At 64.6% G+C, this 13,103-nt stretch carries 10 protein-coding genes, 1 tRNA gene and 1 pseudogene; 10 read left to right on the top strand and 2 right to left on the bottom strand.

Going from position 1 to position 13,103, the window contains the following annotated elements:
• Window positions 1-133 precede the first annotated feature (133 nt).
• From L107_RS00795 to L107_RS00785, 3 genes are all read left to right on the top strand, one after another.
• Complete coding sequence (locus tag L107_RS00795) at window positions 134-1,105, top strand: ArdC family protein (RefSeq protein ID WP_255451592.1); 972 nt, start codon at window positions 134-136, stop codon at window positions 1,103-1,105.
• Between the two features lie 1,054 nt (window positions 1,106-2,159).
• Window positions 2,160-2,233, top strand: a tRNA-Ala gene (locus tag L107_RS00790).
• A 141-nt stretch (window positions 2,234-2,374) separates the two neighbouring features.
• Window positions 2,375-2,767, top strand: coding sequence for a hypothetical protein (locus L107_RS00785; protein ID WP_159815986.1), 393 nt, complete (start codon window positions 2,375-2,377; stop codon window positions 2,765-2,767).
• Between the two features lie 27 nt (window positions 2,768-2,794).
• Here L107_RS00785 and L107_RS00780 read toward each other — a convergent pair whose 3' ends face one another.
• Window positions 2,795-3,214 carry a hypothetical protein gene (locus tag L107_RS00780; RefSeq protein WP_201295758.1) on the bottom strand — a complete coding sequence of 140 codons (420 nt, stop codon included), beginning with the start codon at window positions 3,212-3,214 and terminating at the stop codon, window positions 2,795-2,797.
• Window positions 3,120-3,475, bottom strand: a pseudogene (locus tag L107_RS00775) (formylglycine-generating enzyme family protein). Before L107_RS00775 ends, L107_RS00780 begins: the two are co-directional and overlap by 95 nt.
• Before the next feature lie 534 nt (window positions 3,476-4,009).
• On the opposite strand from L107_RS00775, the gene L107_RS00770 reads away from it, so the two are divergent.
• The 7 genes from L107_RS00770 (at window position 4,010) to L107_RS00740 (ending at window position 13,054) form a co-directional block, all read left to right on the top strand.
• Entirely contained in the window at window positions 4,010-4,534 is a 525-nt protein-coding gene (locus L107_RS00770) for a type IV pilin-like G/H family protein (RefSeq protein ID WP_159815985.1), read from the top strand.
• A gap of 117 nt (window positions 4,535-4,651) precedes the next feature.
• Window positions 4,652-6,100 (top strand): DUF1254 domain-containing protein, encoded by a 1,449-nt coding sequence (locus L107_RS00765; RefSeq protein ID WP_159815984.1) that lies wholly within the window; start codon window positions 4,652-4,654, stop codon window positions 6,098-6,100.
• 92 nt (window positions 6,101-6,192) lie between these two features.
• Window positions 6,193-6,990: a hypothetical protein gene (locus L107_RS00760; protein WP_201295756.1), complete on the top strand. Its 798-nt coding sequence runs from the start codon at window positions 6,193-6,195 to the stop codon at window positions 6,988-6,990.
• Window positions 6,991-7,570: 580 nt separating this feature from the next.
• Window positions 7,571-8,596, top strand: coding sequence for a helix-turn-helix domain-containing protein (locus tag L107_RS00755; protein WP_159815982.1), 1,026 nt, complete (start codon window positions 7,571-7,573; stop codon window positions 8,594-8,596).
• Window positions 8,597-8,694: 98 nt separating this feature from the next.
• A complete protein-coding gene (locus tag L107_RS00750) occupies window positions 8,695-9,432 on the top strand; it encodes a hypothetical protein (protein ID WP_159815981.1) in 738 nt (245 codons plus the stop codon).
• A 59-nt stretch (window positions 9,433-9,491) separates the two neighbouring features.
• Window positions 9,492-11,048, top strand: a complete 1,557-nt coding sequence (locus L107_RS00745) for a mechanosensitive ion channel family protein (protein WP_236550422.1) — start codon at window positions 9,492-9,494, stop codon at window positions 11,046-11,048.
• 113 nt (window positions 11,049-11,161) lie between these two features.
• Window positions 11,162-13,054 carry a M48 family metallopeptidase gene (locus tag L107_RS00740; protein ID WP_159815980.1) on the top strand — a complete coding sequence of 631 codons (1,893 nt, stop codon included), beginning with the start codon at window positions 11,162-11,164 and terminating at the stop codon, window positions 13,052-13,054.
• Window positions 13,055-13,103 lie beyond the last annotated feature (49 nt).

The raw sequence follows: 13,103 nt of genomic DNA, 5'->3' as shown, positions 1-13,103 counted from the left end.
ATCAGAGCCGCATACCTCTGGATGAAGGGTAGGCCCCTCCCCGGGGGCTGTTCGTCGGTGTTCCGCCAAGGCGGAGCATTTCCTTCGAACACTTGCCATGACTTCCACATCATCCCCAAAAGACCGCCAGGCCATTGATCAGTCGAGTGCCCCAGGCACTGGACATGAAGAGCGGCTGACCCACTCCCTCATTGAACTGATGGCCAATGGGGTCAATCCCTGGCGCAAACCATGGAGCCCCAACCGTGGTGGCTCCCATCGCAATTTAGTGACCGGCCATCATTACACCGGCGGCAATCCAGTCCTGCTGGAAATGCAGATGGCCGCAAGAGGATCCGAGCTGCCCCTGTGGCTTGGGTACAACCAGGCCAAGGAACAGGGGTGGAGCCCCCATAAAGGCAGCAAGGCCTGCGTCATTATCCGACCCCAATTCAACCACTACGAAGCACTCGATGCCGATGGCAATCCCCTGCGAGACATCAATGGAGAAACCGTGATCACCTCGTGGGTGAGCTACAAGGCAGCTGCTGTCTTCAATGCCGCCGACCTCCACGGCGACGGTATTGAGAAAGCCATCACCATGGCTCTCGGAGATGTCAAGCCCATCCCTGAAGCGCAGCGACTTGCAGAGGCCCGGGCGGTACTACAAGCCTGGCCGGTGCCCGTGATCTACGGCGCCGACTGCGCCTGCTACATTCCGGCATTGGATCGGATTCAGCTCCCAACTGCAGGCAGCTTCCATAGCCGCGAAGCATTCCTGGCCACCTATGCCCATGAAGCGATTCATTCCACCGGAGCTGCCAAGCGTCTGAACCGCGATGGCGTCACCAGGAGGCATAGCTTTGGAAGCGAGGCCTACGCTAAGGAGGAACTGATCGCGGAACTCGGAGCCTTCCTCCTGACCCAGCGACTGGGTATTGGCAGCAACAGTGAAAACCATGCAGCCTACTTACATCACTGGATTCAGATTCTCCAGGAAAGCCCACGAATTCTGTTCAGACTCCTCAGCGATGCCAACAAAGCAGCGGATCTGATCGCGTCAAGCGTCATCAAGACCGCAGCCGAAAAGGCGCCAAAGCCTAGCCCCATCCTTGTACGGAGATGAATCATGAATAAATCGGATCAGCCAAGGAGGAGATCTCACCCCTTGGGGGCAGGATTACTGTCCAAGCCACAGTCTCATCACCCAAGTCGGAATTAAGCTCCCCAACTCCGGCATCACATTCTGACAACTGGCCCTCGACTTTCCGGGGGCCATTTCTCAATTCTAGGAATTCAGCAAGACACATCTCTCATTCGACAGAGAGGGATTACAGGAAACAATAGATACTCATCTCGATGTGAGGAGATCTTTCAAAAACCCGACCATCACGGCCGTCAACTGCAAGTTCGACCAACCCTCACGCCTGACCCACGGCAAGCAGACCTGACCACCCAGATCTCCACCCTGCTACCTGGCCTTGTGGCCCTTTGGCTTACAACCTGTAAGCACAATTTCGCCCTCGTCATCCCCGTCTTGCGACGGGCGGCCATTCGACGCTAGGCCTTCCCTTCCGGACTTTACATCACACTGCAACAGGCCCATCAATGGCGGCGACCGCCGATTCATGCCAAATCCGAGTGGCATGAACTTTTGGCATGAACTTCTCCAGTCATACCAATGGATCTGAGAGTTCATGCCATCGTGCCACCGTTTGGGAGGCCTCATGACGCCCGGATGCGCGTCGCACCCGGATGCGCGGGCGCGATCTATATATGCACCTCATTTCCCAACCCGTGCCTGTGATCACGTGGATCACCGCAGTCCACTCACTCGCTTCGGGACTCGATCCATGCAAGCCGATCCCAACCAGTGGCATATGGGCGCTGCTCGCCTGAGCTGGCTCCTCTTCGACAGACATTGACGAGCCAAGGAGGACGGGCCCAGCGCTCCTCAGCAGCCCCTACACGGCCCAGGAAGGCGGCTGGAAACCCAACAAGTCGCTAGACACGCTTCGCCATTCCCCGCCCCGCAGAGGGCCTTCCAGGGCCGCATTGGCGCAGGACGCCTATGACCTCGAAAGACCAACCAGCGCCTTGCAGCTGGGCCACGGACTGGAGGACCACCTTTGCAAACGTTTTTGCAAACAGACCTCGACAGGTATTCCGGAAATGCAGTTATAGCAATGGTTCATAAGCGAGATCGCCCTGCATGGCATGCAGGGGGTCAGCGGTTCGAGTCCGCTTGGCTCCATTTCATTGGTTCAATGCCCCCCTGGGGTCCTTTTGTTCCGGCTCAGGGTGCCCCCACCATGTTGTGGGCAAGCTGGCTGAGCCGGCAATGGCCGGCGCCGATCCGACCATCAGGATGGTTGGATCCCCTGCCCCTGGCCCCTTGCCCAACCGATCCCCCCGGGCCCTCTGGCGGCAACGACGGTCCGCCGCCCTCGCGGCAGGATTGGCCCTCCTCCTCTTCCCGTCTGTCGTCCCCATCGGCAGGGCTCAGGGGATCGTCGAGCCTGACAACGGCTCCCTGGCGCCGATCGATCGGGAGGCCTTCCGGCAGCAGTACGGCCAGGAAGGCCTGTTCCGGCTGCGGCTGGGGCTGGAGGCGGCCGAACAGCCAGCCAAGCCCGGCGCAGGAAACGCCCCCCAGGCCTGCCCTGCCGCCACCTGGGCCGGCTCGCCCCAGAAGCAGCGCTACGACGCCGCCCTCAGCCTGCGGAAGTACTACGCCGCCGGAGAGGCCCTGGGGGAATGGCGGCGGCTCTGCCCCACCAGGCCCTGAGGCACCACGGGAGCCGGGGCGGCTGGGTCACTCACTCGCCGCCTTGATGCGCATGGCCGCCACCAGGCTCCGGATCTCCTCCGGCGACAGCTTGGGCCGATCCAGCTTGGGGGTGAGCCTGATGAGCCTGCCGGTGAAGCGGAAGGGCGGCTGGTAGTCGGCGTCGTTGACGCGGTGAGGGTGTCGGAGCCGATGTCGAAGCTCTCGTCCCACCGCAGGATCATCGGCAGCGTCCTGGGCATGGTTCTGGTGGCCCCTGCCGTCCACCTTGTGGGTGCCGGTGCCGGGGCGGCCGACGCCGCTGAAGTCGTTGAAGGCCAGGGTGCCCGCCCCCTTGCCGTCGCAGACGAAATCAGATGGCGTGCTTGGCCACCCCGGGCTCCCGCGGATCGCTGCTGGCGGCGGAGTCGGCCAGCAGCGGGTCGTCCTGGCCGGCGAGGCGGTCATGGCCGGGCCGGTACCCGTCCTCTGTCCACTCCCAGACATGGCCGCCCATGTCCTGGTGCCCGGAGCCGTTGGGTGGAAAAGGCCCACCGGCGCGGTGCCGCTGAAGCCATCCTCGGCCCTGTTGTGGACGGGGAACTCCCCCTGCCAGGTGGTGGCCAGGCAGGGCCGCCAGGTGTTGCCCCAGCTGAAGGCCCGATCCCGCAATCCGCCCTGGGCGGCGAACTCCCACTGGGCCTCGCCGGCAGAGGGCGGCCGGAACACCACCGAGCCGGGGCGGGAACGGCACCCAGCAGCACCATGGCCAGCCCCACAGCCAGGATCGGCAGGGCGGCCAGCAGCGGAAAGCCCCAGACCTCAGGACGATGCATGAACAGGGATTCGAACAACCGAGGATTCGCGGGGCCCTGCGGATGGCTCACGGCCCGCATTGTGAGGGTGTGAAAGAGCGGTTCAGGGTCCCATCGATCACCTTCGACACGCTCCTTGGCACAACGGATTGGCCGAACGCATCGACGCCGGCGTCGGCCCTGTGGGCGCCGTTGAACGCAGGACGGCAAGCCTGTCGCAGGGGCGCAGACGTTCTGCCCAGGACTTGTCAGGAAAGACAACGGGCTGTTTCATGTCCACGAGATGCTTGGCAGGCAGGCATGTCGCGCCGTTCTGCTCAAGGCCTCCAGCGCGGGACGAGAAAAAGAGACACCTCGGGACGCCCGTTGTCGGCGCAACCGGGCTGAGGCCATGCACCGTCCCGTTCCACCTCCCGATCCCGCCTCCAGGATTTGCTCTCCCCCACCCATGATTTTCCGCCCTGTCCGCAACTCCCGCCCGACGCTGCTCGCCTGCTTCGTCCTCGTCATCGCGGCGGCCTGCCCCGGAGCCCGGGCGCAGCCGCAGGCGAGCCCTGATCAGACGGCAGCGCTCAACGCCGTGGCCCGGATGATGGAGGCGCAGCGCACCTACTACCAGAAGAACGGCGCCTTCCGGGCCACGGTATCGAACATCCAGCAGGATTTCGGCATCACCCTGCCGGACTCCTTCAACTACGCCGTGCGCACCACCACCGAAGCGGCCTACAGCTATGTGATTCCGGCCCAGTCACCCCAGGCGGGCCAGCTCAATGCCTATGTGGGAGCGGCCTTCCTCACGCCCACCCAGAATCCCAGGATCACCACGATCATCTGCATGAACATCCAGCCGGGCCAGATCCGCCCAGCGGACCCCCAGCTCGTCCTCGGCAGCCTGGTGGCCAATCCCACCGGCCGGATCGTGCAGTGCGGCGATGCCTCGGTCGAGGTCACCGCCTCGATCGTCAACGAATGAGACCTGATCTCAGCCCGCAGCCGGTAAGTGCGTAGCCGTTTTGCATCTTCCATGGGGCCAGTGGCGATGAGACACGCGAACATGCGCTCGGCAAACGTCGCGTTCCGAATTGGTCTGATGGGCTTACTGCTCGTGTCGGTGCCGGCACTCGCCGCCAACGGGAAGCGCAAGGACGCCTCAAGTCGGGCGGGTCAGTCGGTCGTCAAGGCCCTTGTCCCTGCGCACGGCATCGAGGAGACGAAGCGTATTGCCGAGCAGGCCTACATCTATGGCTTCCCGATGATCGCCGCCTACAAGGCGATGTATGCGTTCAACGTCGACAAGTCGTCGCCGCAGTTCAAGAGCGGATTCAACCAGGTCTGGAACGACAACAAGACCTTCACCCCCAAAGACACGGCTATCCCGACGCCGAATGCCGACACGCCCTATTCGATGATCCAGGCCGACCTGCGCGCCGAGCCGCTGGTGTTCTGCGTGCCCGAGGTTGAGAAGGGCCGCTACTTCTCGGGGCAACTGGCCGACCTGTATTCGTTCAACTACGGCTACGTCGGCAGCCGCACCACCGGCAACGGAGCGGGCTGCTATCTGGTCGCCGGCCCCAACTGGAACGGTGACAAGCCCCAAGGCATCGCCCAGGTGTTCCGTTCGGAAACACAGTTCAGCCTGATCATCTTCCGCACCCAGCTCTTCAACGCCGCCGACATTGACAACGTGAAGAAGGTGCAGGCCGGCATCCGCACCCAGCCGCTCTCGGCCTTCCTGAAGCAGCCCGCCCCGCCCGCCGCACCGGCCATTGCGTTCCCTCCTTTCGTTGGCCAGGACCCATTCAAGACCGACTTCGCGGCCACCCTCGACTTCCTGCTGCAGTTCGCGCCCGTGGTGCCGGAAGAAAAGAAACTGCGGGCCAAGTTCGCCAGCATCGGCATCGGCCCGGGCAAAACCTTCAACTTCCATGACCTCACGCCCGAACACAAGGCGGCGGTGGGCCTGGCCGTGAAGCAGGGGTACGCGGCGATCGCCAAGCGCCGCGACAAGATCGGCAAAGACATCAATGGCTGGCTCGTCGGTGCCGCCTTCGGCGACCGCGCCTTCTTCAAGGGCGACTATGAGCTGCGTGCCGCCGCTGCCATGGCCGGCATTTACGGCAACGACGCCGCCGAGGCCATGTACCCGTTGGCCAAGACCGACGCCACCGGCGCTGCGCTGGACGGCAGCAAGCACCGCTACACTCTGACCTTCGGCAAGGACGAGTTGCCGCCAGTGAACTCGTTCTGGTCGGTGACGATGTACGACGGCAAGACGCAGTTGCTGATCGACAACCCGATCAACCGCTATTTGATCAATTCACCGATGCTGCCCGCCATGAAGAAGAACGCGGACGGCTCGCTCACGCTGCTCATCCAGAGGGATTCGCCCGGCAAGGACAAGGAAGCCAACTGGTTGCCCGCGCCGGATGGCCCGATCTACATGGTGATGCGCCTGTACTGGCCGAAGGACACGCCGCCTTCGATCCTGCCGCCCGGTGAGGGCAGCTGGAAGCCGCCGGCCGTAATCCGGGCACAATGATCGGATTCGACAATCTCAGTCTCTGATCAGCGCTCATTGCCATTCGCTCTCTCGATTCACCCTCAACCAACCCATCGAAAGTTCCGATCATGATGTTCAGACCAAAGCTCTTGCCTATCTTCTTCACGGCTACCGCACTGGTTGCTTCCGTCGGTTGGCACACCGCCGCGGAAGCGCAAGCACAACCGGCACCCGGACCGATCGTCAACCTGACGGATCCTTGCCCGATCAAAGCTGAGAACTGGCGCGGCAAGGCCTTCTACGAGATTCTGTTCATGTTCCGCCAGCCCAACGGCGGCGGGATCGGCAACTACTTCAACTCTCTCAGCAACGCCCTTCCAGCGCCCGACGACGTGATGGACGCGCGCTTCCGCGCCCTGAAGGCGGATACCTTGAGGAAGGAGTTCGGGGGCGATGGGATCTTCTTCAATGGCCCGCGGCGCCTGGTGGCAAACACCGTAACCGCCTCGTCCTGGGACGGCTGCAAGCAGCGAGTGATCGGCACGATCCCCTTGAACCTGGACGGCACCTTCGAAGTCCCGAGTTTCAAGGCGTTCGTTTCCGGACCGCCGGTGGCCTACAAGCCGTTGGTCTCCAAACGTGACAGTCGCATGGTCTTCAATGCGGGCGAAACAGTGTATGAGCTGATCACTCCCGAGGGCGCTGTCTATACCATGTTCAGCCTATCCCTGAAAGCCGACCCCAACAACACCATCGAGAACCTGCCCACACTGGGCAAGCGCCTGACCTTGCCGACGGGCTGGACGTTCAGGTCACGCAAACTGGACAAGGAGATGGTTCTGACGGCCGCCGCCGACTCCAACCCGCCCAACACCGTCGTGCTCGACCAGCTTGAGGGCAACTACCAGTACAACGCCGGCGCCAAGTAGTGGCCTGCTGGTAGCCGCCCGCCTCGTGGCAAGTAGAACGATTCCTGGAACAACGAATCGCGAACGACGTAGAACCAGAGATGTTTCTGCTGACTGCTTTCCGGCTTACCGATGTGGGCAGGGCCGTCGTTCGCAAAGCATGCGTGAAGGAGAACCAGAGCAAGTTGTCCCCAAGCTGCATCGACACCATGCTCCCGGCGTCCGCGGCCCATGGTTTCCACCAGCACGTTCAGCTGGGCGCGGTGCTCCGCAAGCGGGCGCGGCGGCGGCGCAGGTCCCCGTCCTCGCACTTGAGCCGATCGTGGCTCAGGCACCGGTGGGCGGGACCCGGGTGGTGCAGCTCGACGCCTCTGTGGAGGCGGCCTCCCCACCCCCACCCAGAATCCCAGGATCAGCTGGTTGGATAACCAGACAGGCCCGATCCGCCCGGTGGGTCCCCAGCCTGTGCTCGGCACCTTGGCGGCCAACCCCACCGGCCGGATCGTGCAGTGCGGCGATACCTCGGTCGAGGTCACGGCGTCGGTCGTCCACGAATGAAGGCCGGCGGTAGCGTCAGAGGGCTGGCCCCCGCGCAGCCCTGATGCCGCCCGCTGAACCCACCGGCATGGTGCCCCTGACGCTGCTGGAGTCCCGGGCGGTGGAGGTGACCGATTCCGACGCCCTGCTGGCGCGGGTGTCCCAGAACTTCCCCCTCAACGCCTTCCTGGAGAGTCCTCTGGGCGGGGCCTTCTTCCATCGCAGCGGCGTGATCCACGTCGGCGATGTAGCGGTGTCCTGCAGCCGCCACTCCCCGCTGGAGATCGGCTTCGACGACTCGCCGACCGCCACCCTCACCCTGCCGCTGACCGGCGTTGGCGAGGTGGCCACGGACGGCCAGCGGCTGAAGCTCGAGGCCGGCCCGATGGCGGCCTACCTGCCCGGCGCCGCCTTCACCGCCAGCACCGGCACCTTCGAGGAGGTGATGATCTGCCTTGACCGTCGGCGGCTGGCCGAGACGGCCGCCGCCATGGGCGGGTTCGGCGCCAGCGTCGGTGACTGTGGGCCGGCCTTCGAGCGCACCCTGCGGGTGGATGGCAGCGCCTCACCGCAGCAGGCCGATCTGCTCCACCATCTCCACCTGGCGTTGCGGATGCTGGAGGCTCCCCTGCTGCGCTCGGTGGGGGGGCTGCGGGCCTGTCAGCTCGAAGATCTGCTGTTCCGGCTGGTGGCGGCCATCGTCTGCCCTGAGGTGGTGAACGGGATCGATCACGCGATCGCCGATCAGCGCCGGGACCGCCCCTTCGAGGACCTGCTGGAGTGGATCCAGGCCAACCTGCACGCCCCGATCACCGCCACGGAACTCAGCCGGCGCAGCGCCTACTCGCAGCGCAACCTGCAGTACCTCTTCCAGCGGCGGTTCGGCTGTAGCCCCATGCAGTGGGTGAAGCGTCAGCGGCTGAGTGCGGTCCATGCCGATCTGCTGCGGGCCCAGCCCGGCGAGACCGTGGGCGCCATCGCCCGCCGGCATGGCTTCGTGCAGATGTCATCGTTCGCCGCCCGGTTTCGGGAGAGCTACGGCCTCACCCCCTCACAGCTGCTGCGCCGTTCGCGCCTCGACGCCGGCTGAGGCGCGCGGCCGCCCATCGGTGGAGGAGCGCTTCGCTACCGACAGGCTTCCCTCTGCAGACTTAGAGCAAAGCCAGCATCCGTCCCCCGAGCCTCCCCATGTCCAGCTCCTTCACCCAGGCGGTCGAGGCCCTCACCGCCCAGGCCCAGAGCCTGATCGCCGCCACCACCAGCGAAGTCGACGCCCTGCGTGGGGAACTGGAACAGGAGCGCCGCTTCCGGCGCCACCTGGAGGCCGCCGCCGCCACCCGGGCCCACGAGGTGGCCGCCGAGCGGGAGGAGGCCCGGCTGGAGCGGGAACGGCTCGAGGCCGCACTGGCCGAGGCCCTTCAGGGCCGGCGCCAGGCCGAGGCGGAGGTGGAGCGCTTCCACGAGGCCATCCGCCAGCAGCTGGCCATCTCCGAACAGGAGCAGGCGGCCCTGGAGGAGGCCGAGCGGGAGCGGGACCGGCAGCGCGAGCAGGCCTGGCAGCTTCGCCTCCAGGAGGCCGTCGAGGCCGCGGCAGCCAGGGAAGCCGAGCAACAAGAGGCCGCGGAGCGCGAGCGCCGGACCCTCCTGCAGGACCTGGAGCAGGAACGGCGGGCGCGCCTCAGGCTGGAGCGGCGCCTCGCGGAGGTGCGCCAGGCCGTGATCGACCTGCTCGACCCCCAGGAGGAACCCCAGGCCACGGCGGAGCCCGACGCCACCGGAAACGGCGCGGCCCCTGACAGCGACAGCGGCGGCGAAAGCGAAAGCGGCGGCCAGCTCGAGCTCCCCGACGCGACCGCCCGCCTGGCCCTGCGCAAGATCCTGGTCTCCCGGCCGGCCGGCCAGGGCTCCCTGCCGGTGCTCACCTGAGGTCCTCCCGGCTGAGGCGCGCCTGGCCCTGGCGCCGAGGGAGCCATCTGCTGGCCCTGGTGGCCCTCGCCCTTCTGCTCGTTCTGGCCCCCTTCGATGGAGCCGTTGCCCAGGAGCGGCCGGAGGCCCCGGCCTTTCTCCGGTTGGACGGTCTGCGGCTGTTCCCCGTCAGCACCTCGAAGGACTACGCGGGCGCGGAGCGGGTGGAGCGGGCCAACCGCCTGCTGCAGGAGGCGGTCTCGACCCCGAGCCCGGCCAGGGTCGGGGTGCAGGAGCTCCATAACCTGCCGGTGATCACCCTCGATGACGCGGTGATCCTCACGGTGACCCGCCGTGACACGCAGGAGGGGCTGTCGGTGCAGGGTCAGGCCGAGGCGTGGCGCCAGAGCCTCACCGCCGCCATCCAGCGGGGGAGACACGAGCGTCAGCCCGCCTATCTGGCCCGGATGGTCCCCATCTCCCTGGGGATCCTCGGCGCCACGATCCTGTTGCACCGGCTCCTGTGGCTGCTGTGGCGGCGCTACCTGCCCTCGGCCCTCACCCAGCCGCTGGTGGCTGAGCCCGGCGGCGGCCAGGCCCTGCGACCCAGGGACTGGCTGCTCCACGGGGTGCTGGTGCTGCTGCGGCTCGGCCTCTGGCTGGCGGCGATCCTGATGATCGCCGGTTTCTTCCCCCTCACCCGGCTGCTGACCAGCCGCCTGCTGGAGGCCCTCACCGAGAGCCTGGGCTCCCCCTTCCTCCCCCTGGGGGGACACCGCTACTCGGTCCTCGACGCCCTCATCCTGGTGGCGCTCTTCCTCGTGCTGGTGCGCGGGGTGGCATTCCTCAAAGGCCTGCTGCGGATCCGGGTCCTGCAGCGCACGGGGATCGAACCCGGTTCCCAGGAGGCCATCGCCTTCCTGCTGCAGTACGGCCTGCTGTTCCTCGGAACGCTGGTGCTGCTGCAGCTCTGGGGCCTCGATCTCACCTCCCTGGCCCTGTTCGCCAGCGTCCTGGGGGTGGGGGTGGGGCTGGGCCTGCAGGGGATCGCCAGGAACCTGATCAGCGGCCTGATCATCATGTTCGAGCGGCCCATCAAGGTGAACGACTTCATCGAAGTGGGCGACCTCCAGGGCACCGTGACCCACATCAATCTGCGCAGCACCGAGGTGGTGACCCTCGACCGCATCTCGATCCTTGTGCCCAATGTGGAGTTTCTCGAGTCCCGCGTCGTCAACTGGAGTCACGGCAGCTCGGTGGCACGGCTGAAGATTCCGGTGGGCGTGGCCTACGGCTCCGACTGCCGGGTCGTGCGTGAGGCCCTGCTGGAGGCCTGCGTGGACGTCGGAGACATCCTGGCCACCCCCTCACCCCAGGTGTTCTTCAAGGGTTTCGGGGAGAGCTGCCTGGACTTTCAGCTGCTGGTCTGGATCAACCAGCCCCGGCGGCAGTACGAGATCCGCAGTGAGCTCAACTTTCGCATCGAGGCCAATCTGCGCCATCACGACTTGACGATTCCTTTCCCGCAGCGGGATCTGCACCTGCGCAACGCGCGCCTCGAGGTGGCGTTCCCCGCCGAGATCACCGACGCCCTGCTGAACCGGCTGGGGCCGTTGACACCCAGTGGGGACGACTGAAGAGTCCCCGTCCCTGACCCGGACACGCCACCCAGACCAGGGTGGGGCAGCCGGAAAGGAGTGCTAAAGAATGAGGAGGTCTCCAGCAGACAGCAAGCGGAGGGAATGGCCCCATGCCTGAGCTGGATCTCAACGACTTCACCGACCCCCAGGCAGAGGAAGCGGCAGGTTCAGCGATGGAATCCATTGAGCAGGCGGCCTTGCCTGGCCTTGTGCTGGGGGGGACCGCGGATGCCGGACCTTCCGCACAGAAGGCCAGCCAGAGCGACGATCAGGACTCCCTGCAAGCTCTGCAGAAGCGGCAGCTGAGGGACGAGCATCCTCTGCGGGTTGCCTATCTCAAGGCACAGGCCGACATCACGCAACTCCAGAGGATCAGTCAACGGCTGCGAATCGTCTCACAGGCCTGTATTGCCGTGTTGGCGTGCCTGCTGGGAATCAGTGTGCTTGTCCTTGTCGTCGAAGCCATGCGATCCCGGGCCATTGTCATCAGGGAGTTCAGCACACCGCCGCGGCTCGCTGACAGGGGGCTATCCGGGAGGGTGGTTGCCAGCAGCCTCCTGGACGAGCTCACGCTGCTGCAGTCAAGCACCCGCAGTCGCCTGGAGAAGCGCAAGGTGTCAGATGCCTGGACAAACCAGATCGAACTGGAACTACCTTCCACTGGTATCTCGATTCAAGATCTTGAAAATCTCCTGCGCCAACGCCTGGGGCATGATCTCACGGTATCTGGAGATCTGGTGCAAAGCTCGAATGGCAAGCTCATCCTCACGGTCCGAGGGGAGATGATTCCCGCCCGATCCTTCAATGATGATAACAACGACATAAAAGAACTGACCAGGGACGCAGCGGAGTACATTTTCGAGCACACACAACCCTCGCTCTACGTTTCGTCGCTGATCGCCAAAGGCGAAAGCGAGGCGGCTGTGGCCTTCAGTAAACGAGCATTCCCCAGCACCTCTGAGGCCGATCGGCCGTACCTTCTCAATCAATGGGCCAATGCGCTACAGAACATCAGACAACCAGCAAAGGACTCCCTTTTCCTTTATGGGAAGGCACTGGCCCTGAAGAAGGATTTCGGGAATGTCCACAACAACATCATGCTGACGACCGTCGTCATGGGAAAGGAGCAGGAGGCCTGGGAGTACGGCAAGAAGCATCTGCAACGCCAAGGCGGACGTGCGACCACCAGGAAGGAACTTGGCTCGGGGCAGTGGAATCAACTCACCTGGAACCTTCAGGCTTGGAGAGCCGTTCTTGCTGACGACGCTCTCCAGTACCAGGGGATCGGCTCCGGCAACCAGCTACGTCATCCCGTGATCGCCCTCATCGACACCCGTCTGCATGACCTGGATGGAGCCCGCTTTCATCTCAGCCTCGGGTCTGGAACATCCAGCGATTCCACCATCAAAGCGCGCAGCCATTTTGTGCGGGGACGCATTGCCGCACTGACGGGAAACACCACCGTTGCCCTTCGTGAAATGGAGAGCTTCAAATCCGAGTACGAACGCAAGGGAACGGTTTCCGCCAACATGCCTGGGTACCTCTGCTGGGTGGCCCTGGCACAGGAGGAGGCGGGGCGTCCCCAGGAGGCTGATCAAACCCTCCGCGAAGCTGGACGCTACGTGAACTGCCTGCGATTCAAGGGGGATATTCTCGATCGCAGAGGTGACTGGGAAAACGCCCAACTTGCCTATGCCGAGTCTGTCCGGATGGCTCCAGATCTGCCGGCCGGCTACTACTCCTGGGGGGTGGCTCTGGCGCGACATGGTCAAACCAAGGCGGCCATGGAAAAACTCGCTGCCGCGGCCAAGCGTGGCCCAGGCTGGGCAGATCCCCTGAAAGCCTGGGGGGATTGCCTTGCCTCACACGGGCAATGGAACGCTGCCCTGAAAAAGTATCAAGCAGCTTCAAGGTTAGCCCCTGAATGGGCCGGCCTGAAACAGGCCCTCTACGAGGCAAAGGCCCACCGCTACATCCCAAGGCGACAGCCGCTGGGACTGTGAGTAGATGGGCAGGGAAAAACATGCCATCAGGCCACTACTTTAGAGTTCT

Origin of the sequence: Cyanobium sp. Copco_Reservoir_LC18, from assembly GCF_009834675.1 — a bacterium.
Lineage (GTDB): Bacteria > Cyanobacteriota > Cyanobacteriia > PCC-6307 > Cyanobiaceae > Cyanobium > Cyanobium minutissimum.
The sequence above is the reverse complement of the archived record's forward strand: the minus strand, read 5'-3'. Positions and strand labels throughout refer to the sequence as shown.